The sequence below is a fragment of the Paraburkholderia nodosa DSM 21604 genome (assembly GCF_000519185.1).
Taxonomy (GTDB): domain Bacteria; phylum Pseudomonadota; class Gammaproteobacteria; order Burkholderiales; family Burkholderiaceae; genus Paraburkholderia; species Paraburkholderia nodosa.
On the sequence record NZ_JAFA01000011.1, the window covers coordinates 133,907 to 159,385 of the forward strand.

The window sequence follows — 25,479 nt, forward strand, 5'->3', positions numbered from 1 at the left end:
GCCCTTGACCTCACAGCCGGAGCACGCAGCACATGAGCGAAACACAAACGATACGTTGGGGCATCGTCGGCGCGGGCCGCATTGCGCATCGCTTCGCGCAGGGCGTCGCGCACGTCCCGCATGCACGCGTCGAAGCGGTCTGGTCGCGGCGCGCGGCGACTGCGCAGGCGCTTGCCGCTTCCTGCGGCGCGCAGGCGTGCGAAAGCGTGGATGCGCTCTTCGCGAGCGGCATCGACGCCGTCTATATTGCCACGATGCAGGACAGCCACGCCCAGTACGCCATTGCCGCGCTCGAGGCCGGCCTGCCCGTGCTGTGTGAAAAGCCCGCCACCGTAAACGGCGCGCAGCTCGAACGCGTGCTCGACGCGGCGCGCCGCGCGCAGCGCCTCTTCATGGAGGCGATGAAGCCGCCGTTTTATCCCCTCTATCGGAAGTTGCGCACGCAACTAGACGCCGATCCCATCGGGCCGGTCGGGCTCGTGCGCGCGGGTTGTTCGGTGGCAAGCGTCCCTGCCGACCATCCCTCGCTTTCGTTCGAGCAAGCGGGTGGTGCGCTGCTCGACATCGGCGTGTACGAAATGTTTCTGGCCGTCGACTGGCTCGGCGCGCCACGCGAGGTGCAGACTGTCGGGCGCCTCGGCTCGACTGGCGTGGATACGTTCGCGAGCCTGAACTGCCAGCACGAGCGCGGCATTGCGCAGTTGTTCTGCGGGCTCGATCTGCACGGCTATGGCGACGCGCTGCTGGCGGGGCCGCTCGGCAACGTGACGATACACGCGAACTGGTGGAATCCGGCGCGCGCGACAGTGCGCTATGTGGATGGCCGAGTCGTCGAACTCGACGAGCGGTTCGAGGGCGGCGGCCTGAACTACGAGACCGCGCACTTCTGCGAGCTGCTGCGCGCGGGCGCGCTGGAAAGCCCGGTGATGACGCATGACACCTCGCGCCGCATGCTCGCCATGGCCGACGCCGCGCGAGCGGCGCTCGGACTGCGTTTCCCCTGCGAGTGACAAGCGAATAGCGGCGCGAAAGCGACACGGCCCGCATGTGCGGGCCGTGTATGAAAAAACGCGTGTGAGGTCAGGGACGTAAATCAATGGCGCGCAGGCAGCGCGAGGCGCCTTTCATACCAGTGCTGCACCCATTCGAGCACCTGGCAAAGCACCCAGTACACGGCGGCGGCCGCGAGATAGAGCGGCAGCGGCTGATAGGTCGAAGCGATGATTTCCTGTGCGCTGCGCAGCAGCTCCGTCACGGTGATGACCGAAACGAGCGACGTGTCCTTGATGAGACTGATGAGGCTGTTCGAGAGACTCGGCACGGCGATGCGCAACGCCTGCGGCGCGATCACGTAGCGCAGCGTCTGCGTGCGCGAGAGGCCGAGGCTATAGGCCGCGAGCCACTGTCCACTATGAATGCCGAGAATCGCGCCGCGCATGCTCTCGGAGAGATACGCCGCCACGTTCGCGGAAAGCGCGATCACGCCTGCGGGCGTCGGGTCGAGCGAGATGCCGACGCTCGGCAATCCGTAGTAAATCACGAAGATCTGCACGAGCAGCGGCGTGCCGCGCATCAGGCTCACATACACACGCGCGATGAACACGAGCGTGCGGTTCGAGCTGATGCCCATGAGCGCGAGCACGGCACCGCCGATGAGCCCGAAGATCATCGAAAGCACGGCGAACTTGACCGTCAGCACCGCGCCCTGTGCGAGCACCGGCAGCGACTGGATGATGAGCGTATAGATGGGCATGGGCGTAGGTAACGAATGGAAGTGGCGCGGTTTGCAATGGATTCAGATGTGCGAAGGGCGGCATCGTGCGATGCCGCCCTTCGCGTCAGCCGGACTGTGCGGCGCTCTCGATCATTGCCGGATCATTGCGAGATCGGCTTCGTCACGTCGATGCCGAACCACTTGTCCGAGATCTTCGTGAAGGTGCCATCGGCTTCGAGCTGCGTCATCGCTTCGTCGATCGACTTGGCGAACTTCGGATTGCCCTTCTTGAACGGGATGGCCGACGGGTTGCCGGCGCCGACCGTCGCGCCCGTGCGCAGCGGCAGCTGCGAGTTCTTCATCAGGTAGGCGAGCATCAGGCGGTCGTTGAGCGCCGCGTCGAGGCGGCCCGCTGCGAGGTCGCGCAGATATTCGGGGGCGCCCGGATAGGTCTTCACGTCGATGCCCGGCACCGACTTGGCCATGTCCATGTAATTGGTGCCGAGACCGACGCCGAGCTTCTTGCCCTTGAGGTCGTCGAGCGTCTTGAACTGGCGCGTGTCGTCCTTGCGCTGGATGAGCTGCGCGGCCGAGTACGTGTACGCCGGCGAGAAGTCGAGCACGGCCTTGCGCTGGTCGGTCACGCCGACCTGATTCACGATCACATCGAACTTGCCTGCCTGCAGGCCGGCGATGATGCCGCTCCATTCGGTCGTGACGAATTCGGGCTTGAGGCCCATTTTCGCGGCCACGGCTTTGGCGATGTCGACGTCGTAGCCGACCAGCTCGCCGTTGGGCGCCTTCGAGTTGAACGGGGGGAACGTGCCTTCGAGACCGATGCGCAGCGTGCCGCGCGACTTGACCTGGTCGAGCAGGTCGTCGGCGTGGGCGCTGGCCGCGACGAACGATGCGCCGACGATTGCAAGTGCAAGGAGTTTTTTCAGCAAACCGGATTTCATGTTTTCCTCTTGTTCTGCTGCTGCGATTCTGGTGCCAGGCATAGCGCCTCCGATGCGCCATGACTAGCCTGCCACTATAGCTTTACGCGCGGCCCGAGGCCAGCGCCCGCGCACATTCGGCGACGAGCGCCGGGCCCCGGTAGATGAAGCCCGTGTAGACCTGCACGAGCGAGGCGCCGGCCGCGATCTTCGCGCGCGCATCGTCGCCCGAAAAAATGCCGCCCACGCCGATGATGGGCACGTCGCCGCCCAGCTCGGCGCGCAGCTTGCGGATCACGTTGTTCGAGGCGTCGAATACCGGGCGCCCCGAGAGGCCGCCCGTTTCGTTCGCATTCGGCATGCCTTCCACTGCCGCGCGCGAGAGCGTGGTGTTGGTCGCGATGACGCCTTCGATCTTGTGGCGCAGGAGCGTGTCGGCGATTTCCTTGATCTGCTCGTCGTCGAGATCGGGCGCGATCTTGAGCGCGAGCGGCACGAGCTTGCCGTGCATGTCGGCCAGACGCTGCTGCTTGTCCTTGAGCGCGGCGAGCAGGGCGTCGAGTTCGCCGCCGCCTTGCAGCTGGCGCAGATTCTTCGTGTTCGGCGACGAGATGTTGATCGTCACGTAGCTCGCAAACGGATAGACGCGCTCGAGGCAGAAGAGATAGTCGTCGGCGGCGCGCTCGATCGGCGTGTCGGCATTCTTGCCGATGTTCAGGCCGAGAATGCCGCGATAGCGCGCGGCCTGCACGTTCTTCACGAACTGCTCGACGCCGTGGTTGTTGAACCCCATGCGGTTGATGATGCCGCCCGCCTGCGGCAGCCGGAAAATGCGCGGGCGCGGATTGCCCGGCTGCGGGCGCGGCGTCACGGTGCCCACCTCGATGAAGCCGAAGCCGAGCGCGGCGAAACCGTCGATCGCGGCGCCTTCCTTGTCGAGGCCCGCGGCGAGCCCCACCGGGTTGCGGAAGGTGAGGCCCATGACGGTGCGCGGCGAATCGGGCACGCGCGGGGCGAGCAGGCCCGCCATGCCGGTGCGGCCGGCGGCGCCGATCATGCGCAGCGAGAGGTGATGGGCGTCTTCGGCGTCCATGCGAAAGAGCTGGTCGCGGACGAACGGATAAAGGGTGCTGAACACGGGAAGAAGGCGCGGGCGCCGGAAAATGGGAACCCGCTATTTTAGCGGCAACGCGGGCCCGGGACGATGCGCCGGGGGCTCAGGCGTCGGGCGTGAGTGCGGCCCATGCGCCGTCGAAGAGGCCTTCGAGCGGCTGGAAGTGCGCTTTGTAGGCCATTTTCGGGCTCTCGCGGATCCAGTAGCCGAGATAGACGTAAGGCAGCTGAAGGCTGCGGGCCTGCTCGATCTGCCAGAGGATGTTGTAGGTGCCGTAACTCGTGTGGACCGTGTCCGGGTCGAAGAACGTGTAGACCGAGGAGAGCCCGTCGCCGAGGATGTCGATCATGCTCACCATGCGCAACGCGCCGGGCTCGTCCGGATGCGCGGGGTCCGGCTCGCGGAATTCCACCAGCCGTGAGTTGATCCGGCTTTGCAGCAGGAACTGCTCGTACTGGTCGCGGCTGTCGCGATCCATGCCGCCGCCCGCGTGGCGGGCGGACTGATAGCGCATGTAGAGCGCGTAGTGCGCCTCGTCGTAGTGCAGCGGCGCGACCGTGGCGACGAGCGCGCCATGCCGCTTCCACGCGCGGCGCTGCGTGCGGCTCGGCGTGAAACGCTCGACCGGCACGCGCACCGGCACGCACGCGCGGCAGCCGTCGCAGTAGGGACGATAGGTGAACACGCCCGAGCGCCGGAAGCCGGCCTTCACGAGATCGGTATAGACGTCGGAGTTGATGAGATGACTGGGCGTCGCCACCTGCGAACGCGCGATACGCCCCTCCAGGTAACTGCAGGGGTAGGGCGCCGTTGCATAGAATTGCAGCGCAGAAAGCGGTGAAAGCGGCAGCTCGTTTGGATGCGTCACGTTGGCAGCTCTCGTAGCAGTTCGGATCGTCGCGTGGCGCGCGCGTCGCGCACCCAGCCTCGCGCGCAAGCCTTGCCAGACCACACGGCGCGCCGCACGTGGGGTGCCAGGGAAGGCCGGGCGGCGACAGGTTCGCTCTTGAGTCTAACATTGACGCCGAACATGTATCCATCGAATTGCGCGGGCTGTCGCAAGCGCGCACGCGAGCGCTCATGCGCCGTTCATGTGCCACTCATTTGCCGCTCGCCGGCCACTCACGCAGCAGGCAAGAACTCGTCGGGCGCGCCTGACCCGCCGAGCAGATCGGCGAGCACCGCTTTATCGAATTTCCAGGGAATGGGCGCGGCGTTCACGTGCGTGCGCACGTGGGCGATGAACGCCTTGCGCGAGATTTCGCGCCCGCCGAGCGAGGCGAGATGCGCGGTGTTCTGCTGGCAATCGATCAACTCGACGCCGTGGCGGCGCAGATGCGCGACGAGCGCCGCGAGCGCGATCTTCGAGGCGTCGGTCATGGAGGCGAACATCGACTCGCCGAAGAACATCGTGCCGAGCGCCACGCCGTAGAGTCCGCCCACACGTTCGCCGCCGAACCAGGCCTCGACGCTGTGCGCATCGCCCACGCGGTGCAGGGTGGAGTACGCGTCGATCACATCGCCGGTGATCCAGGTGCCGCGCTGGCCGTGCCGCGGCGCGTTCGCGCACGCGCGCATCACGGCGGCGAAATTGTTGTCGACGCGAATTTCCCACGCGTCCTCACGCAGCACGCGCTTGAGTGTTTTCCGGAACGAAGGCGAGACCTTGAATTCGTCGGGGCGCAGGATCATGCGCGGGTCGGGGCTCCACCAGAGCACCGGCTGGCCGTCGGAGTACCACGGGAAAATGCCGCGGCGGTAGGCGTCGATGAGGCGAGAGGGGAGCAGGTCCGCGCTGGCGGCGAGCAGGCCTGGCGCGCCGCTCGACGCGCCGAGTGCGCGCTCGACGGCGGGAAACGGTTCGTCGGGCGAAAGCCAGGGGACCATCGTCGCGGGCGCAGTCAGATAGACAATCAGCCGTCGCGCAGCGAGCGCAGGACGTCGCCGGTGTGCAGCCCGAAGCTGCCCGACTGGCGATCGGCGAAGAAACAGCGCAGGGTCTGCCCGACCGTTGGGAACGCAATGTCGTTCCAGGGAATCTCGTGCTCTTCAAAAAGCCGCACTTCGAGGCTTTCCTCGCCGGCTGCGATGTCGATGTCGAGCAGGCGCGCGAGATAGAACAGATGCACCTGATGCACGCGCGGCACGTTCAGGAGCGAAAAGAGGTTCTGCACCTCGACGCGCGCGCCGGCTTCCTCGAGCGTCTCGCGCGCCGCGGCTTCGGCGGTCGTCTCTCCCATCTCCATGAAGCCCGCGGGCAGCGTCCAATAGCCGTAGCGCGGCTCGATTGCGCGGCGGCACAACAGCACCTTGTCTTCCCAGACCGGAACCGTGCCGACCACGTTGCGCGGATTCTGATAGTGGATGGTGCCGCAGTGTGAGCAGACGTAGCGTTCGCGATTGTCGCCGGGCGGAATGAGCAGGCTGACCGCCTGACCGCAAGTCGAGCAGAATTTCATGGGCACGATAGGGGGATGGGTGATGCGAGTTTATCACCGCTCAGTGGCTTCGCTCACGTGCCCTCATGCGCCAGCAGGGAGCGACCGAAGAAGACGGCGAGGACGCCGCGCCTTGAAGAGGCGTAAACGGAAAAAGGGTTACAGGCCAATGACCTGTAACCCTTTCGAATTCTGCTGGTTGCGGGGGTAGGATTTGAACCTACGACCTTCGGGTTATGAGCCCGACGAGCTGCCAGACTGCTCCACCCCGCGTCCGTCGAAGAAAAGATTATAAGACAGTTCGCGCCGCGTTGCAACAACTAATGACGAGCGCCTTTCCATGCGTTTGCAAAATGTTTGCAGGACGCGTGCGCAAAGGCTTTTGAACCGTCAGGATAGAATCGGGGCTCGGTCGGCGCCATGCATGCTCTTCGCAACGTTCATGCTGCGCCTTTGCCTTCTACAGCGCACTGCGCTTCATTTGCCTCTTCCATGGACATTCCCCTCGATCTGCAATCGATAGCCGCTCAGGAGCACGCGCTGGTGTTTCCCCGTTTCGACGCCGATCGCGCCTGGCAGCTCGGCTCACATCTGCATGAACTCGCGCGCGCTCGCGCGCTGCCCGTCGCCATCGATGTGCGCACCTTCGGCCAGCAGCTCTTCTTCTGCGCGCTGGACGGCGCCACGCCCGACAACGCCGACTGGGTGCGCCGCAAGTCGCGCGTGGTCGAGCACTTCCGGCGCAGCTCCTATGCGATCGGCTTGCGCATGCAGCAAACCGGAACGACGCTTGCCGAAAAGCACGGCCTGCCCATCAGCGATTTCGCGCCGCACGGCGGTTCGTTTCCGCTCACGGTGGCGGGTGCGGGCGTGATCGGCTCGATCACCGTTTCGGGCCTGCCGCAGCGAGCCGATCACGAACTGGTGGTCGAAGCGCTCTGCGCGCAACTCGACGTCGACTACGCGCAGCTCGCGCTCGCGAAGGTCTGACACGATGCGTATTCCTCCGTTCTCGGCCTGGACCTGGCTCGTCATCGCGATCGTCGCGGAAGTCATCGCCACTTCTGCGCTGCGCGCTTCAGATGGCTTCACGCGGCTCGGACCTTCGGCGATCGTCGTGGTGGGGTATGGCATTGCGTTCTACGGGCTCTCGCTCACGTTGCGCAGTTTGCCGGTAGGCATCGTCTATGCGGTGTGGTCGGGCGTGGGCATCGTCCTCATCACGCTCGTGGCGATGGCGCTCTATCGGCAGGTGCCCGATCTGCCGGCCGTGCTCGGGCTCGGCCTCATCGTGGCCGGCGTGGTCGTGCTGAATCTGTTCTCGAAGATGCAGGCGCATTGAAAGACGGTGGCTGAACCGGCTTGATTTGCCGACTGCGGTGGCCACCGCATTGGCCACATTCGCGCCAGACATTGCGCCTCGCGCGTAACATGGCCGGTTACCGCCGTGCGCCGCGTCGTCCTCCGGCGGCAGTGCTTTCTGCTGATGTTCCCCACTGGGGCTGGATATGATCATTCGTTTTCCCGCCGACGCGCCGCTCTATCGCGACGCCAATCTGACCGTGGTGTTTCCCGCACTCGTCGACGGCACACGCGTACCCTGCGCGATTTCCGTCGAGGCGCTCGAGGACCATTTCGGCGCGCTGCCCGCTAACCTCGACGCGTGGATGCAGGCGTTCGACGCCGGCCGTCCGCGCATCGAGGCTGTGGCGCGCGCTCATCTCGAACTCAGCAACGGCACGCCGGTGCTGCTCAAGAGCGGTCACTTTCCGCCCGGACGGCTGGACTCGTAGGCTTGTACTCGTAGTCAGGCACGCCCGCTCGGGCGTCACGGGAATTTTCGATTGCCACAGCCGTCTGGCGTCACCATGGGCATTGTCGAACGCAAGGACCGCGAACTCCGCGCAAGGCACGCAGCGCGCGCGCACGACCAGCGCGAGCGCATCCTCGAGGCTGCGCGCCGCATCGTCATGCGCGAAGGCCTCGCGGCGCTCTCCATGCGCAAGATCGCCGACGCGATCGGTTATTCGCCTGCGTCCCTCTATCTTTATTTCGCCGGCCGTGACGAGATCGCCGAGGCGCTCGGCCGCGAAGGCTACGCGCAACTGCTCGCGCAGCTCGAACCGCTCGCGTTGATCGCCGACGCGCGCGAGCGGCTCCATGCGCTTGCGCACGCATACGTGGCGTACGGCTGCGACCATCCGCAGACTTACGAACTCATCTTCATGGCGCACAAGGCGCGCTCGGAGCACGTGGGGCCGGCCGCCCGCCGTCAGCGCGACGCGGCCGATGCGGCCGATGCGGCTGGCGCGCCTGAAGCGGACGCCGCGCTGGCCTGCGGCGCGCAGCTGTTTGCCGCCACGCTGTCCGCGCTGACGCCTGCGAGCGGGGCGCATATCGACGGCACCCTGCTTGCGCAGTCGCTTTGGGCCACGCTGCACGGCGTGGTGATGCTCACGCTCGCGCGCGCGGGCTTTCAGCACGCGGCGCCCGGTCCGTTGATCGACGCCACGCTCGATGCCTGGTTCGGCGAGCGCGCCGCTTCGCCTCCGTTGCCGGCCGTGCAAGCGCCCGGGGTGGCGTCGTGATAGCCTCGGAAAGCCTCTGATCGCGCTTCGCCCGATTCAGGCGCCGCTCATCGTTCTGCCTTGCCAATCGCCATGTCACACGAAGCCAACGCAAGCCCGACCGCAGCCGATGCCGACTCGCATGTGCTTACGCGCGTCGCGAACCGTATCGGCTTTATCGAACTCGAGCGCCCGCAGGCGCTCAATGCGCTCACCACCGCCATAGTCCGCACGATGCACGCGGCGCTCGATCGCTGGCGCGACGACCCGGGCGTGCTCGCTGTGATCGTGCGCACGCGCCATGCGCGAGCGTTCTGCGCGGGCGGCGACATTCGCTTTCTGTACGAGTCGTATCGCGCGGGCGAACAGGCGGCGCTCGACACGTTCTTCTCCGACGAATATCGCCTCAACCACGCCATCTTCACCTTTCCGAAGCCGTACATCGCGATGCTCAACGGCGTGGTCATGGGCGGTGGCATGGGTATCTCGCAGGGCGCGCATCGCACGGGCGGGCTGCGGCTCGTGGGTCCGACCACGCGCATGGCGATGCCGGAGACGCGCATCGGCCTCTTTCCCGATGTCGGCATGGGCTGGTTCCTTGCGCGCACGCCTGGCGCGATCGGCCGCTATCTCGCGGTGACAGGCGAGACGCTCGATCAGGCGAGCGCGGTCTATGCGGGCCTGGCCGATGCGTCGCTCGACGAGTCCGCGTGGCCGGCGCTGCTCGATGCGCTGGAGAGCGAGCCGTTTGCGAGCGGCGCGGAACTGGTCGCGCGCATCCGCCAGGCGGCGCTACCCGCGGCCGAGTTGAAGCGTCTCGCCGAAGGTTCGTCGCTGGCCACGGTTCGTGGCTGGATCGACCGGCATTTCTCGCCAGGCGATGTACCTGCCATGCTGGCTTCGCTCGAAGCCGCGCGCCGTGCAGACTCGGGCGAGCAAGCGCAATGGGCGGGGCAGATGGCGGACGTCATGCGCGAGCGTTCGCCGCTTTCCATGGCGGTGTCGCTCGAGGTGGTGTCGCGCGCCGAAGGCACAATGGCCGACTGCCTGCGCCGCGACCTCGACCTCACGCGCTCGAGCTTCGCGATTGGCGATGTGATGGAGGGCATACGCGCGCGCATCATCGACAAGGACAATCATCCGCACTGGCGCTTTGCGAATATCGAGGACGTGCGCCGCGAAGACGTCGAGCGGATGTTCGAGAGTCCCTGGAGCTCGATGGAGCACCCGCTGCGCGAACTCATCGGTTGAGCTGGCTGGCGCGAGGGAAGGGCGAGGGAAGGGCGGGAGAAGTGTGAGGGGAAAACGCGGTGGGGAAACGCGGGCCGCGCATCGCGCACGGCCCTCAGGCGGGGTCAGTCTTCGGCGGTTTCGCTCATGAACGCGCGCATGAAAACCAGCGCGCCCCAGCCCCACATCGCATTCGAAGCAAAGCCCGTGGCAAGCCGCGGCAGCATGTTGCCGGTCGGCCAGATGCCGCGCAGCGGATCGACGACGAACACCATCGCCGCGGTGAGCACGATGCCGCCGAACACAAAGGCCTGAATCCACGGCGCGGGACGCGAAGGCGACACGCGCAGCAGCCACGCCATCAGCACGGCCCAGATGGCGCTCCAGATCGCATTCACGAGGAACTCGGGCAGCCCGAGCGGCACGAACGGGTCCGTCGAAAATCCGGCCGCGTCGATGACCTGCGCGGCATGCAGGAGCGCGAGCGTCGCCTCGCGAAAGAAGAGCGAGGCCAGAAAGCCGGATACGAACGGCAGAATCAGTTTTTGCATGGAGTCTTGCGAGAGCTTGCTTGGCCTCGCTGCGCAATGCGCCTCATGGAGCGTCGTGCGCGCGGCGTGCCGGTGTTTTTGTGGGTGCGTGCGCCATTATATCGGCGCGCGGTGCGCGCGAGGCGCACCGTACGCTAAAGCGTCGGGTAAAGCACGAAAGTGGAAAACCTAAGCTCAAAAAAATCGTTCTAAAGGGTGCGAGCCGTCCCTAGACTGGTTCCCCATGAAGACGGCGCCGCCGTCGCCGGGCGCTCCCGCGAGGCGCACGGGGAACGCGCCGGCGCATGCCGTCTGCTGTCGAATCCTTTCAATTGAGCCACGAGCGGCGCGTTCGTTTGCGCGGCGTGCCCGCGCTCGCTCGCTGGCCGGCAGTCACCCGATTCGTGTTTCGAATTTCCAGGCAGGAGCAATGCATGAATGTGTTCTGGTTCATCCCGACCCACGGCGACAGCCGCTATCTGGGCACGACCCAGGGCGCGCGCGCGGCCGATCTCGCGTATTTCCAGCAGATCGCCGTCGCCGCCGATACGCTCGGCTACGAAGGCGTCCTGCTGCCCACGGGCCGCTCGTGCGAGGACGCGTGGGTCGTGGCGTCGAGCCTCATTGCCGCGACGCGGCGCCTGAAGTTTCTCGTGGCGATCCGCCCGGGCCTCTCGTCGCCGGCGCTCTCCGCGCGCATGGCTGCCACATTCGACCGGCTCTCCAATGGCCGCCTGCTCATCAACGTCGTGACGGGCGGCGATACGGCCGAACTGGAAGGCGACGGCCTTTTCGTCGATCACGACACGCGCTACGAGATCACCGACGAGTTCCTGCATATCTGGCGCAAGCTGCTCGCGGCATCGCACGCGAACGAGGCGATCGACTTCGAGGGGCGCCATCTGCGCTCGGTCGGCGGCAAGGTGCTGTATCCGCCCGCGCAGCATCCGCATCCGCCGTTGTGGTTCGGCGGCTCGTCGCCGGCCGCGCACGCCATGGCGGGCGCACATATCGACACCTATTTGACGTGGGGCGAGCCGCCCGAAGCCGTCGCGCGCAAGATCGCCGACATTCGCGCTCGTGCGGCCGAGCACGGACGCACGATCCGCTTCGGCATTCGCCTGCACGTGATCGTGCGCGAGACCGAAGACGAAGCGTGGGCCGCCGCCGACAAGCTCATCAGCCACCTCGATGACGAAACGGTTGCGCGCGCCCAAGCCGCGTTCGCGAAGATGGATTCGGAAGGCCAGCGCCGGATGGCCGCGCTGCACGGCGGCAAACGCGGCACGCGCAAGGATCTCGAGGTGTATCCGAATTTGTGGGCGGGCGTGGGCCTCGTGCGCGGCGGCGCGGGCACGGCGCTCGTCGGCAATCCTGAACAGGTGGCCGCGCTCATGAAGGAATATGCGCAGCTTGGCATCGAGACGTTCATTTTGTCCGGCTATCCCCATCTCGAAGAATCCTACCGGTTTGCGGAACTCGTGTTTCCGCTGCTGCCGGGGCGCGCGGCGAAGGGCGCCGGCGGCCCGCTCTCGGGGCCGTTCGGCGAAGTGGTCGGCAATCACTATCTGCCGAAAGTGAGCCAGAGCTGAGGCGCTGGAGAACGGCAGCAATCGTGGAGGACACAACGATGACGCAATCCGTAGTCACGGCCGCACCCGCGCGCGAACGCGCGAGCCCAGGCGGCGCGCTGCGCACTGCGCGGGCCTTCCTGCGGGCGAGCCGACGGCGGCTCGCACCCTGGCTCGTGCCGCTGGCGGTGCTTTTGATCTGGGAGCTCGCCGCAAGGAGCGGCGCGCTCTCGACGCGCGTGCTGCCCGAGCCGCTCGCCGTGGTGCGGGCGGCCCGGTCGCTGATCGAGTCGGGAGAAATGTGGGCGGACGTGCGCGTGAGTACGTGGCGAGCGCTTTCGGGGTTCGCGATCGGCGGCGGCATCGGGCTCGTGCTCGGGCTGGCTACCGGGCTTTTCAAGCCCGTTGAAACCGCGCTCGATTCGACCGTGCAGATGGTCCGCAATATTCCGGCGCTCGCCATGATTCCGCTCGTGATTCTCTGGTTCGGCATCGGCGAGGAGGCGAAAGTCTTTCTCGTGGCGCTGGGCGTGTTCTTTCCCGTGTACGTGAATACGTTTCACGGCATCCGCTCGGTCGACGCCCATCTCGTCGAGATGGCGCGCAGCTACGGGCTCAAGGGTTTCGCGCTCTATCGCGAGGTGATATTGCCGGGGGCGTTGCCTTCGATTCTCGTCGGCGTGCGCTTTGCGCTCGGTCTGATGTGGGTGACGCTGATCGTCGCCGAAACGATTTCCGCGCAGTCGGGCATTGGCTACATGACGATGAACGCGCGGGAATTCCTGCAAACCGATGTGGTGGTGGTCGGCATCCTGCTTTATGCGGCGCTTGGCAAGCTCGCCGACTGGCTTGCGAAGTCGCTCGAGCGCGTGGCGCTGCGCTGGCACCCCGCTTATCAACAGGAGAACGAAGCATGAGCGCGAGTCAACTGGCGCCGAACTACGGCGTGGGGCGGGATGGTTTCGAGCGTGTGCAGGCGCGCGAACGCAACGACAGGGCGCAAGCGGCGCGCGAGGGCGTGGCGCTGCGTACGCCTACACCCGACGTGGACGCCGCCGTTGCCCTTCGCGGTGTGGGAAAACGCTACGGCGAGCGCGCCGTGCTGGACGGCTTCGACCTCGCGATCGAGCGCGGCAGTTTTGTATCGATCGTCGGACGCAGCGGTTGCGGCAAGTCGACGTTGCTGCGCCTGATCGCCGGCCTCGAAACACCGGACGAGGGCGCGGTGGAGCGGCGCGGCGCAGGCGGCGCGCCGCTCGATACGCGCATCATGTTTCAGGACGCGCGCCTCTTGCCGTGGAAGACCGTCTTGCAGAACGTGATGCTAGGCCTCGGGCGCGGCGCGCGTGACGACGCCCGCGCGGTGCTCGACGAAGTGGGCCTGCTCGCGCGCGCCGACGAGTGGCCCGCGCGCCTCTCGGGCGGCCAGCGCCAGCGCGTGGCGCTCGCCCGCGCGCTCGTGCATCGTCCGAGCCTGTTGCTGCTCGACGAGCCGCTCGGTGCGCTCGACGCGCTGACGCGCCTCGAGATGCATGCGCTGATCGAGCGACTGTGGCGCGAGCATCGCTTCACCGCGCTGCTGGTGACGCACGACGTGCACGAAGCCGTCGCACTGGGCGACCGTATTTTGCTCGTCGAGGCCGGGCGCATCGCACTCGATCAGCGCGTGCCGCTCGAGCGCCCGCGGGCGCGCGTCGACTCCCGCTTCGCCGCGCTCGAGGAGCGCGTGCTGCAGCGCGTGCTCGGCCACGGTTCACAGCAAGCCGCCGGCCGGTCATCGGCCGCAGTGGCTTGAATCATTCATCAGGAATCCTCTCGTTTATACTCGAACTCACGGAGTCGAACTTATGAGCATTACCGCCATCAACGTGCGCAACCAGTTTCGCGGCAAGATCAAGGAAATCATTCGCGGGCCCGTCGTTTCGGAAGTCGATGTCGACACGGCATTCGGTATCGTCACATCGGTCATCACCACGCGCTCGATCGACGAACTCGAGCTGAAGGTGGGCTCGGAAGTGGTCGCGCTGGTGAAGTCGACGGAGGTGTCGATCGCGCGCCTGTGAAGCGTGCTTACGAAGCGTGCCCGCGCGTCGGCGCCGCCTTCGAGGCGCGGCGCCCGGAAGTGCTAGCATGAACCGTCAGCGGCAGACGAAAGAGGCGAGCATGGAGCCGAAGGGCATCGACATGGGCGACTACGAGGAGCGCTACAAGGACTACGACATCGAAGTCGCGGTCGAGCAGGTGCTCACGGGCGTGAAGGCGCACTATCGCGTGCGGAAGGGCGATACGGTCGTGGAGGACTGGCAACTCGTGCATATCACGCGCCTCTGGTCTACCGAGCACGCGGCCGCGGAAGCGGGCTTCGAAGCAGCGCGCGCGTGGATCGATGCGCGAGGCACGCAGGCGCGCTAGCGTTTGCCCTGGGAGCCCGCGCCAGGCGACTGGCTTGCCCGGCGCTCTGCATCGGCGAACATATCGCGTAGTTGCTGGCGCTCGGCGCCGGTCAAATGTGCGGCGGCGGCCGGCATCGTGAGGACCAGGTGCAGCGTAAGGTTGCCGCGTGCGCCGTTGCGGTCCGCGAGTCCAACACCGGGCAGACGGATTGGCGTGCGCGCATTCGCGTTCGCCGGAATTTTCACTTCGAACGTGCGGCCGAGGACCCTTGCCTGAACGCCGCCGCCCAATATGGCCGTCATGAAGTCGATTGGAAGCTCGCAAGCGAGATCGAGCCCGTTGCGCGTGAAGCCCGGGCCGCAAACGATGGAGACCGAGAAAGTCGCGTCTCCAGACGGGCCGCCGTTCACGCCGGGATGGCCGCCACCGGCTACGAGGAGACGCTGACCGTCCCACGCTCCGCAAGGAATTTCGACTACTTCCGATTTGCGCCACGTCTTTACGCCGGTGCCGTGGCATTGTTCGCAAAGCGCGCCGCGATCTTCCTGTTCGCACGCTGGGCACGGACCTTTGACAGGGTAGTGGGCCTGAACGCCGCCGCCATTGATCGCGACGTCGAGCGGCACGAATAGCTCGACGAGGCAATTGGCGCCGCGCATGGGCGGCGCCGCGCGGCGCTGGCGCGGTTGAGCTTCGTCGTTGCGCGTCTTGCTGGCCGAACCTGCGGCGCTAGTTGTTCTGGCCGTCGGCGCGATGCGCCTGCCGCTCAGAATCTCGAAGGCTTCCTGAATGAGCTTGAACACCGGCTCGACTGCCGCCTCGCGACCCTTGTTGCGGTCGGGATGGTACTTCGCACGCAGTTGACGGTAGGCGCGCTTGATCTCTGCCGGCGACGCAGTCTCCGGCAGTTGCAGCCGCCTGTAGTATTCCTCGAAGCTCAAAGGCGTTCCCGGGTGTCTCTCGTGCACAGACGCAAAAAAGCCCGCAACCAGTGCGGGCTCATTTGTTCACTGCAGAATTCTTTGGGGTGGCTGATGGGACTCGAACCCACGACAACAGGAATCACAATCCTGGACTCTACCAACTGAGCTACAGCCACCGCTGTTTTCCTCAACTAGCGCTGCTTCGAAAGCGGCGCCAATCAAGAAGGAAGATTATATACATACCAAAGCTAGCTTGCCTAGCCCTTTATTCAAGAATTTCGTCCGGAACGCGCAGATATTCGCGGGCCTCGTCGAAGATCGCGAGATCTGCCTTCGCGAGCTTGCGGCTGTCCGAGAGGATGCGGCGCCAACCTCGCGCGCCGGCCACGCCGCGATAAAGGCCCAGCGCATGACGCACGATCGCGCCCAGGTAAGTGCCGCGCGCGATTTCGCTCGCGCAGTACTCAATGAGCCTCGCTTCCACTTCCTCGCGCGTGAGCGCAGCATCGGTTGCGCCATAGAAGCGCGCATCGACGTCGGCGAGCACGTAGGGGTTGTGGTACGCCTCGCGGCCGAGCATCACGCCATCGACATGCTGCAGATGCTGCTCGACTTCGTCGAGCGTCTTGATGCCGCCGTTGATGATGATTTCGAGCTGCGGGAAGTCGCGTTTGAGCTGGTAAGCGTAGTCGTACTTGAGCGGCGGGATCTCGCGGTTTTCCTTCGGGCTCAAGCCCTTCAGGATCGCGTTGCGCGCGTGCACGATGAAAACCTCGCAGCCCGCTTCGGCAATCGTGCCGACAAAGTCGCGCACGTACGCATAGTCCTCGACCGTATCCACGCCAATGCGGTGCTTGACCGTCACGGGCACGGATACGACATCGCGCATCGCCTTCACGCAGTCCGCCACCAGTTGCCGTTCGTTCATCAGGCACGCGCCGAACGCGCCGCGCTGCACGCGCTCGGACGGGCAGCCGCAGTTCAGGTTGATCTCGTCGTAGCCCCACTGTTCGCCGAGCTTCGCGGCGCGCGCGAGGTCGTCGGGTTCGCTGCCGCCCAGCTGAAGCGCGACCGGCGCCTCGGCCGGCGTGAACGCGAGATGGCGCGGCACGTCGCCGTGGAGGAGGGCGCCCGTCGTCACCATCTCCGTATACAGCCACGTGTGCCGGGAAATGAAGCGATGCAGCGAACGGCAGTGGCGATCGGTCCAGTCCATCATCGGCGCGACGGAGACGCGGCGGGGGCTGGCTTGACGGTTGGCGGACATGGCGATGGAAACCGATGAGTAACGGCTGGCGTGGAACAACCTTGCATTTTAACGCATACCGGCCTCGCTCTTCGTACCCTTTGCGCACTGCGCCAATTTGCCGGATACCCCTGCAGGAAGCGCGCCCGAAGCCCATTTTCGGCCGAAAAACCCTACCGGCGTTATGTAATCCAAGTGGAATTTGCTGCGTTGCGCAAATTATTTTAAGGGCGCTTTTAGGGTCTGTTCGTCGCTCAGCCCCGTCAGAACTGCCTGACGGGATTGTTGTTGAACGGAGAATAGTAAATTCGGATTATCGCGATTATTTTCCGATAGTAGGTGTATACACTGAGTTTCGTTGACGCAGCTCGTGGGCACTGACCTCCCAGGCGCGGCGCCTTCCCGATCCGCAACTGAACCTGATATTGGAGTCCACCATGAAGACCAAACTCATCGCAGCGCTGCTGGTCGCAGCTACCGCTTCTGTTGCCGCTCCGGCGTTCGCCAGCGGCTACGGCCCGGCACCGTTCTATCGCCCGGACGTCGGCGCGCCCGCTTCGCAGCGTGGCCAGAGCGTCCAGACCGTGGCCGCCGAACGCGTCCAGGAACAAGGCGCCCAAACGGCTTACGGCGGTGTCGCCGGCTCGGCTTCGCAGTCGGGCAGCCACGCGAAGGCCACGGGCCCGCAATCGGTTTTCTTCGGCCAGTAACTCGCGCCGAAGTTTCCGCTTCGTGCCGGGCCGCCCGCGAGACGGGCGGCTCGAAAGCCGGATGTCGTTGCGACGTCCGGCTTTTTGCATTTCTGCGCCCGATCTAATTTGTCCCTCAGGCGAGGCTCAGGAAGCGGCGCGCACGCGCTTGTCGATCGCCTCGCGAATACGGTCGAAGGCCGCGTCGAAGGCGTTGTCCTGGGTCGGAAAGCGGCCGGCGGCGATGCCGTCGACCGGCACGCTGCCGCTTTCCGCGTCCGTGAGGCTCTGGATGATCTGCGTCGAGACGAAAAAGCCGGCTTCGTGGTCGCCGTCCACGCCGGCTGTCATGTCGAAACCCATGTATTCGTAGCTGCGTCGGTTTTCCATGCCGATTTCTCCTCGTAGGCGCCTGTGCGGATTCTGGCACGTCTCCCGCCGAACGGCGTCGCGACCGGCCGCGGCGCATGCGGCCGCTTGCGGAGGAATACGGCCGTATTCTGCAACTCCTGAAAAAATTCCCGCGCCGTGGTAGTTTCGGCGCTCCCCAACCGAACTGATGGACAACGTTTCCATGGAATACCGCACACTCGGCGATACCGACGTCAAGGTGAGCCTGATCGGGCTCGGCACGATGACGTGGGGCGAGCAGAACACGGAGCGCGAGGCGCACGAGCAGATCGACTACGCGCTCGACCAGGGCGTCACGCTGATCGATGCCGCTGAAATGTACCCCGTGCCGCCGCGCCCGGAGACGCAGGGACAGACCGAGCGCTTCATCGGGACGTGGCTCGCGCAGCATCGCGCGGCGCGCGAGCGCATCGTGCTCGCCACCAAAATTGCGGGCCCGGCTCGCCAGCCGCACAACCCGCAGCACATTCGCGGGCCGCAGAACCAGTTCGACCGCAAGAATCTGACCGAAGCGCTCGACGGCAGCCTCAAGCGCCTGCAGACCGATTACGTCGACCTGTATCAGCTACACTGGCCCGACCGCAGCACGATGACGTTCGGCCGCGGCATGTATCCGTATCTCGACGATGCCTACACGGTGCCGATCGAGGAAACGCTCAGCGTGCTCGCCGATTTCGTGAAGGCGGGAAAAATCCGCCATATCGGCGTGTCGAACGAAACGCCGTGGGGCGTCGCTCAGTTCCTGCGCGCCGCCGAAAAGCTCGGGTTGCCGCGCATCGTCAGCATCCAGAATCCGTACAGCCTGCTCAATCGCACGTTCGAAAGCGGACTGTCCGAATTCGCGCACCGTGAAGGCGTGGGCCTGCTCGCGTATTCGCCGCTCGCGTTCGGCTGGCTCTCGGGCAAGTACGAGGGCGGGGCGCGTCCGGAAGGCGCGCGCATCACGCGGTTCGAGCGCTTCAAGCGCTACAGCAAGCCGGAATCGGTGGCCGCGACGACGCGTTACGTGGAACTCGCCCGCGCTCATGGCTACACGCCCGCGCAGTTTGCGCTTGCGTTCGTCAACAGCCGGCCGTTCCTCACCAGCAATCTGATCGGCGCGACCTCGCTCGAGCAGTTGAAGGAAAATATCGCCAGCGCCGACGTCAAGCTCACCCCCGAACTGCTCGCGCAGATCGACGCGCTGCACGAGCAGCAACCTAACCCGGCCCCTTAAAGGGAAAGCGGGAAACCGCGCGGTCCCTTGCCGGGCTGCGCGGCGCCGCGCGAACGCCGACGCAGCAAAATCGTTGGCGATTCGCAAGGCATACACTACGATCCAGCATGCGCCGCCCGGGGCGCCATCACGCCTCCCGTGACGGCGCCCCGGCGGCCGTCCATACGCTCAATCCCGGAGAATTTTTACAATGACGAGCGCACGTCCAGCGCAATCGCCCCCGTCTTACGGCTGGCCCATTTTCATTTTGCTGGCGGTGGCCGGCCTCTTCTACGTGAAGTGGTTTCCGTACTATCACCGCGCATTCACCGCCGAGGAAACCCACTCCATCGGCAAATCGATCCTGATGGGCGGCGCGGCCACGGCCCCCGACCCCTCGTTCTCCGCCGCGCTCGATTACGCCTTCGCCTACGGCAAGGCGATCTGGCAGGCCATGGTGCTCGGCCTGCTGCTCGGCTCCGGCGTGCAGGCACTCCTGCCCGTGCAATGGGTCGCGCGCGTGCTCGGCCGGCGCGGCTTTGGCAGCGTGGCGGCGGGCGGCCTGCTCGCGGTGCCCGGGATGATGTGCACCTGCTGCGCCGCGCCCGTGGTCGTGGGCCTGCGCGCGCGCAATGCATCGGCCGGCGGCGCGATCGCGTTCTGGCTCGGCAACTCCGTGCTCAATCCCGCCACGCTCGTGTTCATGGGCTTCGTGCTCGGCTGGCAGTGGAGTGCGCTGCGTCTCACGCTGGGCCTGCTGATGGTGTTCGGCCTCGGCTGGGTCTGCAACCGGCTCGTGACGCCCGAGGAATCGCGTGCCGCCGACGACCGCCTCGCGCAACTCGCCCAGCAGCAGGCCGAAGGCGGCAACGTCTTCGTGCGCTGGGCGCGTATCTTTGCGCGCATGGCCGTGCGGCTGGTGCCGGAATACATCGTGCTGGTGCTTTTGCTCGGCGCTGCGCGAGCGTGGCTGTTTCCGCACATCGGCCCGGAGGTCACGAGCAGCCTTGGCTGGATCGTCACGTTCGCCGTGGTCGGCATGCTGTTCGTGATTCCCACGGCCGGCGAGGTCCCCATCATCCAGGCGATGCTCGCGCTCGGCATGGGCGTGGGTCCCGCGGGCGCGCTGCTGATGACGCTGCCGCCCGTGAGCGTGCCGTCGTTCGCGATGCTGGCAGGCTCGTTCCGGCCGCGCATGCTCGCCGTCGTGGGCACGACGGTGGTGTTCTTCGGCATCGCCGCCGGGCTAGCGGCGGTGGCCCTCGGCTTCTAGGGACGCCGGGACGAGGCAGGCGCCATGCGCTCAGCGTTGGCATTCTTGTAATACGCGGGCGGTTCGCCGTCCGCCACGGAGCGGGCCCCGGCCCGAAAACCAGCATGGCAAAGCAAAAAACCAATCCGAAACTCGAGCAGGCGCTCACGCGCGGCGATCTCGCCATTCGCCAGGCCAATTCGGCCCGCGCCACGGCGGTGCTGCGCGCGCTCGGCAAGATGATCGTCGAGGCTTCGGCCACCATCGGCGTCGAGGCGGACACCTCGATTCCCGACGGCGATCGCATCTACGACCCGGCCGACGGTCTCTGGCCGCAGTCGCTGCTGGTTTCGCTCGATGGCCCGGTGGAGGAGTCGGATCCCGAAGAGGTCCGCACGGTGCGTTTGCTCGCCCAGACCCAATCGACGATGTTCCGCGTGGAATGGCATCGCGCCGACGGCAAAGTCGGCCGCCAGGAAGGCGGCCCGTTCGCGACGGTCGCGTTCATTTCGGACGTCGATATTCCCTGGGGCGATGACGAGGACTGAACGCCGCGCGGTGCGCTTTCAGCGCATCATGCGCCGGCGGAACAGCACGGAAGCGATCGTGAACGGCACCACCACGTAGATCGCGAGCACTAGCAGGTGCAGGCCGGCCTGCTCGACAGGCCGGTCGAGCATGGCGGGGCGGATCAACGCAACGGCATGCGCGAGCGGTAGCATCAACGTGATGTGTTGCGCGGCTGCGGGCAGCTGCGCAATCGGAAAGAACACGCCGGAGAGCAGCAGCATTGGCGTGAGCACGAGCGTCTGATAAAACATGAAGAAGTCGTAGGACGGCGCGAGCGCGGTGACGATCATGGCGCAGCTCGCGAACGCGAGGCCCGCGAGTGCGATCACGGGCAGCGCGAGCAGCATGGAAGGAAAGCTCGCGTAGCCGAGCAGGCCCGCCACCACCATGATCGCCACGCCCGAGAGCATCGACTTGCTCGCGGCCCACATCACCTCGCCGAGCACGACGTCGCCGAGCGTGAGCGGCGTGTGCATGATCGCTTCCCACGTGCGCTGCACGTGCATGCGCGAAAAGCCCGAGTACATCGACTCGAAGCTCGCCGACATCATCACCGAAGACGACACCGTGCCCGCCGCGAGAAACGCGATGTACGAGACGCCGTCGACGTGCCCCACCATCAGCCCGAGCCCGAAGCCGAGACCGAACAGATAAATCATCGGATCGGCGAGATTGCCGAACATCGACGCGAGGGCGAGCTTGCGCCAGACCAGATAGTTGCGTCGCCACACGGCCATCCAGTGCGTGGCGTTCGAAGGCAGCGCGGCGCGCGGCTCGCGCACGCTCGCATGCTCGGGGCGCGAGGGCGTCGGGTTGTTGGTGCGTGTCTGCATGGTGTCCTTGGCGATTCGTCCGCCGCCGTTAATCCTGCCGCCGTTAATCTTGCCGCAGTTAATCCTGCCGCAGTCAATCCTGCATCTCGCGGCCCGTGAGCCGCAGGAACACGTCTTCGAGATTCGCGGGCCGGTGCAGGTAGCGCAAATCGGAGCGATGGCGCAGCTTCGCATGAACGGGCGCGGGGTCGTCGACATAGCAGAACAGCGTCTCGCCGCTGATCTCCGTGCGCTTCGCATCGGCCGCGAGTTCGTCGCGCAACGCGACCGGGTCCGGTCCGTACACCTCGATCACATCGCAGCCGATCTCCGATTCGATCAGTGCCTTGGGTGCGCCCTCGGCGATCTTGCGGCCTTCCTCGATCACGCAGACGCGATTGCAAAGCCGTTCGGCCTCCTCCATGAAATGCGTGGTGAGCAGAATCGTCTTGCCGCGTGCGAGCAGCGAGCGCAGCCGTTCCCAGATCAGATGCCGCGCCTGCGGATCGAGGCCCGTGGTGGGCTCGTCCATCACGAGCACGTCGGGGTCGTTCACGAGCGCGCGCGCGAGCGTGAGACGACGGCGCATGCCGCCGGAGAGTTCGCCCACGCGCGCGTCGGCCTTGCTTTCGAGGCGCGCGAATTCGAGCAGCGGCGCGACGAGATCGCGCGTTTCGCGCGCGGACAAGCCGAAGTAGCGGCCGAACACGAGCAGATTCTCGCGCACGGTGAAGTCGGGGTCGAGGTTGTCGAACTGCGGCACCACCCCAACGCGCTGGCGGGCGTGGCGCGCGCGCGCCGGCACCGGCTCGCCGCACAGGCTGATGCGCCCGGCATCGGGCGAAACGATGCCGAGCAGCATGCGCAGTGTCGTGGTTTTTCCCGCGCCGTTCGGACCGAGCAGTCCGAAGCACTCGCCGGGAAGAACGTCGAACGACAGGCCGTTGACGACCGCCCTGTCTCCGTAATGTTTGATGACCTGCTCGAATTCGATGGCGGGTGCGGGCATGGACCGGTTGAACGTGAGTCGAACGGGCATCGCGCGAGTCGCTCGAAGCATCGAACGGAAAATCGCACGAAACAAGGCGGCCCATTTTAGTGCATTGCTGCGTGGCGGGTCGGGCCTCGCTTCGAAGCGGTTTGACGATGCGCGGGCAAATGCATGTCGCGGCAAGCATTCACCAGTGCGCAAGATGCGTGCGCCGTTCGGGGCGCATCTTGCGTTTTTCGATGCACACCTGGCGTTTTCCAGCCCTTGCGCGTGGAATTGCGGCGCACCATCATGAGAATCGCACAGCCTGCAAATCTCGCGGGCGGGGAGAAGCGACCATGGCGAGCTATAAAAAAATTCTGCTCTGTTACGACGGCTCGCGCGAAGGCCGCAAGGCACTGCGCTGCGGCGCCGACCTTGCGCTCGATCTGCAGGCCGAGACGCACCTGCTCTCGGTCGTCGACATGCGTTCGACGATCGCCCAGAGCGCCGGCCTGCTGACCGATGTGGCCTGCGGCCGCTTCGAGGAAACGGCGCGTGAGATTCTTCAGGAAGGCGTGGACTGGCTAACCGAGCGTGGCGTGCGCGCCCAGGGGCACTTCGCGTTCGGTCATCCGATCGATGAAATCGCGAATCTGGCCAACGAGCTGAATGCCGACCTCGTGGTGGTGGGCCACCGTTGCCGCACGGGGCTCTCGCGCTGGTGGATGGGCGCGGGCAACACGCCGCTGCTCGACCGCGTATCGTGCAGCATTCTCGTGGCGTGCTCGTCGGCGGCTGAGGATAAGAAGCAGCAAGCCGCCGCGTAAGGGATCAACCAGGCCGGTTCGCACAGAACTGGCCTGGCTCCGCTGTCACTTCGGAACTGTCTTAGTTCGAGACGTTTCCTTCGTTTAGCTCGACTGCCGAGAGCTTCCACGAGAAGAGCCCGTGACGCTGCAGGATGGCGGCGTAGTGCTCGCCCGTACTGCCGCGGTCCCACGTGAGCGCGAACTCATTGAGGCCGCGATAGCCGGCCGTGGTCACCGGCCGAGCCTCGGGCGCGGGGTTGCCGGATGCCGCCGGAGCAGGTGGCGCGGCGGGCGCGGGTGCCGATTGCGCCGGTTCTGTCGATGGCGCGCCGGATTCCGCTGGCGGCGGCGCGTGCGGCCGGTCGCCGGGCTTGCCCGTCGGCGGCATGCCATCGAGCAGGGCGGCCACGCCTTCCGGTGTGGCGTAAGCATCCACGAGCGGACTAATCAGCGCCGCGCCAATCACAGCGCCGAGGATCAGCAACGGATTGCTGCTGTGCTGCCCCTCGATACGCCGGTGCAGCATTTCACCAACCTGCTGCTTCAGGCTCAGGCGCAGCGCAGGGTAATCGACGTACTCGTTGAGCGCGACGGCGTCACGCGCGTCGGCGGCGGCTTTCATGTGTTTCACCGCGATATAGGGCGACGCATAGGCGTAGCCGATCGCGGCAACCACCATGGCGAGCGCAACCGTGATTGCGACCGGCTTTTTCCAGTTTTGGGTCTTACGCGGGGTCGAGAGAGATTCCGTCATCGGCATAGGGCAAATCGTTTAAACACGGTGTTGACCGCAAACCAGGCCAAACGATCCCGCCCGTAACCTCTTCTCACATTTGAGCAGCGTTGCGGCTTACTTCGCGAGTGCACCGGGCAGGTCGCTGTGCTGCTCGGCGATGCAGCGGTCGATCGCGCGGCAAACCGCGTCAACCGTGCCGACGAGGATCAGCCGCGACGGACCCTGATAGACGCGCACGGGCGCGCGGCGCATCGGCTGTTCGGTGTTGAGCGTGCTGTTGAGCGACACGCGCGCAAACGCTGGCTGGGCCGAGGGCAGCACCGGCAGGTCGGCCGTGCTGGCCGCCACCATCTCTGGCGAGTCTTCGAAGAGCGAGCCGCTCAGTGCGGTAGCCGAATCGCGGACTTCGCGGACCGCGCACGAGGCGATACCACGGAGATGGCGAAGACGGCCGAATTGGCGGAAGGGCAGCAAGCGGGCAAGACGTTCCATGACTCTCTCCAGGTAGTGCGCAGAGGGTGCGCAAACAATGTGCAAACTGCGCGCAGACGGATTGCTCAGAATTCGGTGGGGCGGATCAGCCCGACCGCGATGCCTTCGAGCGCGAATTCCGCGCTGCCGGCCTCGACAAAAATATTGTCGTAATCGGGGTTCTCGGCGATCAGCTCGAGCCCGTTTGGACGGCGCTTCAGGCGCTTCACGGTGACGTCGTCGCCAAGACGCGCCACGATGATCTGGCCGTCTTTCGCTTCGGCCTTCTTCTGCACGGCGAGCAGGTCGCCGTCGAGGATGCCGGCGTCGCGCATGGAAAGGCCGCGCACCTTCAAGAGGTAGTCGGGGCGGCTCGAGAAGAGCGCCGGGTCGCACATGTAGTTCTGCGAGATGTGCTCCTGCGCGAGGATCGGGCTGCCCGCTGCGACACGGCCAACGAGCGGCAGCGAGAGCTGCATGATGCTCGCGTGCGGAAGCGTGAACTGATGCGGCAGGTCGTCGGGCCCCGGCATGAGGCGGATGCCGCGCGAGGCGCCCGCAGCCAGTTCGATCACGCCCTTGCGCGCCAGCGCGCGCAGATGCTCCTCCGCGGAGTTCGCCGAGCTGAAGCCGAGTTCCGCCGCGATCTCGGCGCGCGTGGGCGGGAAGCCTGTGCGCTCGATGGCCCGGCGAACCAGATCGAAAACCTGCTGCTGTCGTGCGGTGAGTTTGGTCATGGCGCCACTGTATGTTTGAACAGGTAACTGTATTTTTATACAGTACTCGCCACTTTTCAAGTGTTACTTGAAGTTCGTCGACTGGGCGTTGCCATCAGGCCGCTTTCCCGTGTTTGCGCGGATGAAATCGCGCTCCAGCAGCGACTTCCTCTGTCCTTA

At 65.7% G+C, this 25,479-nt stretch carries 31 protein-coding genes and 2 tRNA genes; 16 read left to right on the forward strand and 17 right to left on the reverse strand.

Annotation, left to right across the window (positions count from 1 at the left end):
• Positions 1-32 precede the first annotated feature (32 nt).
• The gene (locus A3CW_RS0118280; protein WP_028204858.1) at positions 33-1,010 is read left to right on the forward strand and encodes a Gfo/Idh/MocA family protein; all 978 of its coding nucleotides are present in this window, start codon (positions 33-35) and stop codon (positions 1,008-1,010) included.
• Between the two features lie 83 nt (positions 1,011-1,093).
• Here A3CW_RS0118280 and A3CW_RS0118285 read toward each other — a convergent pair whose 3' ends face one another.
• From A3CW_RS0118285 to A3CW_RS0118315, 7 genes are all read right to left on the reverse strand, one after another.
• Complete coding sequence (locus A3CW_RS0118285; RefSeq protein ID WP_028204859.1) at positions 1,094-1,753, reverse strand: amino acid ABC transporter permease; 660 nt, start codon at positions 1,751-1,753, stop codon at positions 1,094-1,096.
• A gap of 122 nt (positions 1,754-1,875) precedes the next feature.
• Positions 1,876-2,673, reverse strand: coding sequence for a cystine ABC transporter substrate-binding protein (locus tag A3CW_RS0118290; protein WP_028204860.1), 798 nt, complete (start codon positions 2,671-2,673; stop codon positions 1,876-1,878).
• An 82-nt stretch (positions 2,674-2,755) separates the two neighbouring features.
• On the reverse strand, positions 2,756-3,790 hold the full coding sequence (locus A3CW_RS0118295) for a quinone-dependent dihydroorotate dehydrogenase (RefSeq protein ID WP_028204861.1): 1,035 nt from the start codon (positions 3,788-3,790) through the stop codon (positions 2,756-2,758).
• 79 nt (positions 3,791-3,869) lie between these two features.
• Positions 3,870-4,634 (reverse strand): arginyltransferase, encoded by a 765-nt coding sequence (locus tag A3CW_RS46745; protein ID WP_035513255.1) that lies wholly within the window; start codon positions 4,632-4,634, stop codon positions 3,870-3,872.
• A 254-nt stretch (positions 4,635-4,888) separates the two neighbouring features.
• On the reverse strand, positions 4,889-5,653 hold the full coding sequence (gene aat / locus A3CW_RS0118305; protein ID WP_028204862.1) for a leucyl/phenylalanyl-tRNA--protein transferase: 765 nt from the start codon (positions 5,651-5,653) through the stop codon (positions 4,889-4,891).
• A 26-nt stretch (positions 5,654-5,679) separates the two neighbouring features.
• Positions 5,680-6,225 carry an NUDIX hydrolase gene (locus A3CW_RS0118310; RefSeq protein ID WP_028204863.1) on the reverse strand — a complete coding sequence of 182 codons (546 nt, stop codon included), beginning with the start codon at positions 6,223-6,225 and terminating at the stop codon, positions 5,680-5,682.
• 175 nt (positions 6,226-6,400) lie between these two features.
• Positions 6,401-6,477, reverse strand: a tRNA-Met gene (locus A3CW_RS0118315).
• Positions 6,478-6,696: 219 nt separating this feature from the next.
• Here A3CW_RS0118315 and A3CW_RS0118320 point away from each other — a divergent pair.
• The 5 genes from A3CW_RS0118320 (at position 6,697) to A3CW_RS0118340 (ending at position 10,022) form a co-directional block, all read left to right on the forward strand.
• Entirely contained in the window at positions 6,697-7,194 is a 498-nt protein-coding gene (locus A3CW_RS0118320) for a heme-degrading domain-containing protein (RefSeq protein ID WP_028204864.1), read from the forward strand.
• A gap of 4 nt (positions 7,195-7,198) precedes the next feature.
• On the forward strand, positions 7,199-7,546 hold the full coding sequence (locus A3CW_RS0118325; protein ID WP_028204865.1) for a DMT family transporter: 348 nt from the start codon (positions 7,199-7,201) through the stop codon (positions 7,544-7,546).
• 166 nt (positions 7,547-7,712) lie between these two features.
• The gene (locus A3CW_RS0118330; protein ID WP_028204866.1) at positions 7,713-7,997 is read left to right on the forward strand and encodes a DUF1488 family protein; all 285 of its coding nucleotides are present in this window, start codon (positions 7,713-7,715) and stop codon (positions 7,995-7,997) included.
• 75 nt (positions 7,998-8,072) lie between these two features.
• Positions 8,073-8,792, forward strand: a complete 720-nt coding sequence (locus A3CW_RS46750; protein WP_051481557.1) for a TetR/AcrR family transcriptional regulator — start codon at positions 8,073-8,075, stop codon at positions 8,790-8,792.
• A gap of 72 nt (positions 8,793-8,864) precedes the next feature.
• A complete protein-coding gene (locus A3CW_RS0118340) occupies positions 8,865-10,022 on the forward strand; it encodes an enoyl-CoA hydratase/isomerase family protein (RefSeq protein WP_028204867.1) in 1,158 nt (385 codons plus the stop codon).
• Between the two features lie 104 nt (positions 10,023-10,126).
• On the opposite strand, the gene A3CW_RS0118345 is transcribed toward A3CW_RS0118340, so the two are convergent.
• Positions 10,127-10,552, reverse strand: coding sequence for a hypothetical protein (locus A3CW_RS0118345; protein WP_028204868.1), 426 nt, complete (start codon positions 10,550-10,552; stop codon positions 10,127-10,129).
• A 413-nt stretch (positions 10,553-10,965) separates the two neighbouring features.
• Between A3CW_RS0118345 and ssuD the strand changes: the two genes are divergently transcribed.
• The 5 genes from ssuD (at position 10,966) to A3CW_RS0118375 (ending at position 14,514) form a co-directional block, all read left to right on the forward strand.
• Entirely contained in the window at positions 10,966-12,123 is a 1,158-nt protein-coding gene (gene ssuD / locus A3CW_RS0118355; RefSeq protein ID WP_028204869.1) for an FMNH2-dependent alkanesulfonate monooxygenase, read from the forward strand.
• A gap of 38 nt (positions 12,124-12,161) precedes the next feature.
• Positions 12,162-13,019: an aliphatic sulfonate ABC transporter permease SsuC gene (gene ssuC, locus A3CW_RS0118360; protein ID WP_028204870.1), complete on the forward strand. Its 858-nt coding sequence runs from the start codon at positions 12,162-12,164 to the stop codon at positions 13,017-13,019.
• Positions 13,016-13,897: an ATP-binding cassette domain-containing protein gene (locus tag A3CW_RS46755; protein ID WP_051481558.1), complete on the forward strand. Its 882-nt coding sequence runs from the start codon at positions 13,016-13,018 to the stop codon at positions 13,895-13,897. Before ssuC ends, A3CW_RS46755 begins: the two co-directional genes overlap by 4 nt.
• A gap of 52 nt (positions 13,898-13,949) precedes the next feature.
• Positions 13,950-14,165, forward strand: coding sequence for a TOBE domain-containing protein (locus A3CW_RS0118370; RefSeq protein WP_028204871.1), 216 nt, complete (start codon positions 13,950-13,952; stop codon positions 14,163-14,165).
• Positions 14,166-14,265: 100 nt separating this feature from the next.
• A complete protein-coding gene (locus A3CW_RS0118375) occupies positions 14,266-14,514 on the forward strand; it encodes a DUF6566 family protein (RefSeq protein ID WP_028204872.1) in 249 nt (82 codons plus the stop codon).
• On the opposite strand, the gene A3CW_RS0118380 is transcribed toward A3CW_RS0118375, so the two are convergent.
• The 3 genes from A3CW_RS0118380 to dusA all read right to left on the reverse strand — a co-directional run bounded on the left by A3CW_RS0118380 (position 14,511) and on the right by dusA (position 16,686).
• Positions 14,511-15,437 carry a DnaJ C-terminal domain-containing protein gene (locus tag A3CW_RS0118380; protein WP_028204873.1) on the reverse strand — a complete coding sequence of 309 codons (927 nt, stop codon included), beginning with the start codon at positions 15,435-15,437 and terminating at the stop codon, positions 14,511-14,513. The two genes, A3CW_RS0118375 and A3CW_RS0118380, sit on opposite strands and share 4 nt — an antisense overlap.
• Positions 15,438-15,519: 82 nt before the next feature.
• Positions 15,520-15,595: transfer RNA gene (locus tag A3CW_RS0118385), tRNA-His, on the reverse strand.
• A gap of 89 nt (positions 15,596-15,684) precedes the next feature.
• Positions 15,685-16,686 (reverse strand): tRNA dihydrouridine(20/20a) synthase DusA, encoded by a 1,002-nt coding sequence (gene dusA, locus A3CW_RS0118390; protein ID WP_028204874.1) that lies wholly within the window; start codon positions 16,684-16,686, stop codon positions 15,685-15,687.
• Between the two features lie 416 nt (positions 16,687-17,102).
• On the opposite strand from dusA, the gene A3CW_RS0118395 reads away from it, so the two are divergent.
• A complete protein-coding gene (locus tag A3CW_RS0118395; RefSeq protein ID WP_028204875.1) occupies positions 17,103-17,375 on the forward strand; it encodes a hypothetical protein in 273 nt (90 codons plus the stop codon).
• A gap of 126 nt (positions 17,376-17,501) precedes the next feature.
• Here the strand turns inward: A3CW_RS0118395 and A3CW_RS0118400 are convergent, their stop codons facing one another.
• The gene (locus A3CW_RS0118400; RefSeq protein ID WP_028204876.1) at positions 17,502-17,744 is read right to left on the reverse strand and encodes a hypothetical protein; all 243 of its coding nucleotides are present in this window, start codon (positions 17,742-17,744) and stop codon (positions 17,502-17,504) included.
• Between the two features lie 184 nt (positions 17,745-17,928).
• Between A3CW_RS0118400 and A3CW_RS0118405 the strand changes: the two genes are divergently transcribed.
• From A3CW_RS0118405 to A3CW_RS0118415, 3 genes are all read left to right on the forward strand, one after another.
• A complete protein-coding gene (locus tag A3CW_RS0118405) occupies positions 17,929-18,981 on the forward strand; it encodes an NADP(H)-dependent aldo-keto reductase (protein WP_028204877.1) in 1,053 nt (350 codons plus the stop codon).
• Positions 18,982-19,171: 190 nt separating this feature from the next.
• A complete protein-coding gene (locus A3CW_RS0118410; RefSeq protein WP_028204878.1) occupies positions 19,172-20,233 on the forward strand; it encodes a permease in 1,062 nt (353 codons plus the stop codon).
• A 104-nt stretch (positions 20,234-20,337) separates the two neighbouring features.
• A complete protein-coding gene (locus tag A3CW_RS0118415; protein WP_028204879.1) occupies positions 20,338-20,760 on the forward strand; it encodes a hypothetical protein in 423 nt (140 codons plus the stop codon).
• An 18-nt stretch (positions 20,761-20,778) separates the two neighbouring features.
• Here A3CW_RS0118415 and A3CW_RS0118420 read toward each other — a convergent pair whose 3' ends face one another.
• Together A3CW_RS0118420 and nodI are read right to left on the reverse strand one after the other, a co-directional pair.
• Positions 20,779-21,615, reverse strand: coding sequence for an ABC transporter permease (locus A3CW_RS0118420; protein WP_028204880.1), 837 nt, complete (start codon positions 21,613-21,615; stop codon positions 20,779-20,781).
• A 73-nt stretch (positions 21,616-21,688) separates the two neighbouring features.
• The gene (gene nodI, locus A3CW_RS0118425) at positions 21,689-22,603 is read right to left on the reverse strand and encodes a nodulation factor ABC transporter ATP-binding protein NodI (RefSeq protein ID WP_028204881.1); all 915 of its coding nucleotides are present in this window, start codon (positions 22,601-22,603) and stop codon (positions 21,689-21,691) included.
• Positions 22,604-22,923: 320 nt separating this feature from the next.
• On the opposite strand from nodI, the gene A3CW_RS0118430 reads away from it, so the two are divergent.
• Entirely contained in the window at positions 22,924-23,394 is a 471-nt protein-coding gene (locus A3CW_RS0118430) for a universal stress protein (protein WP_028204882.1), read from the forward strand.
• Between the two features lie 61 nt (positions 23,395-23,455).
• Here the strand turns inward: A3CW_RS0118430 and A3CW_RS0118435 are convergent, their stop codons facing one another.
• From A3CW_RS0118435 to lexA, 3 genes are all read right to left on the reverse strand, one after another.
• A complete protein-coding gene (locus A3CW_RS0118435) occupies positions 23,456-24,136 on the reverse strand; it encodes a DUF2939 domain-containing protein (RefSeq protein ID WP_245623681.1) in 681 nt (226 codons plus the stop codon).
• 90 nt (positions 24,137-24,226) lie between these two features.
• Entirely contained in the window at positions 24,227-24,604 is a 378-nt protein-coding gene (locus A3CW_RS0118440; protein ID WP_028204884.1) for a hypothetical protein, read from the reverse strand.
• Between the two features lie 65 nt (positions 24,605-24,669).
• On the reverse strand, positions 24,670-25,320 hold the full coding sequence (lexA, locus tag A3CW_RS0118445; RefSeq protein WP_028204885.1) for a transcriptional repressor LexA: 651 nt from the start codon (positions 25,318-25,320) through the stop codon (positions 24,670-24,672).
• Positions 25,321-25,479: the final 159 nt, after the last annotated feature.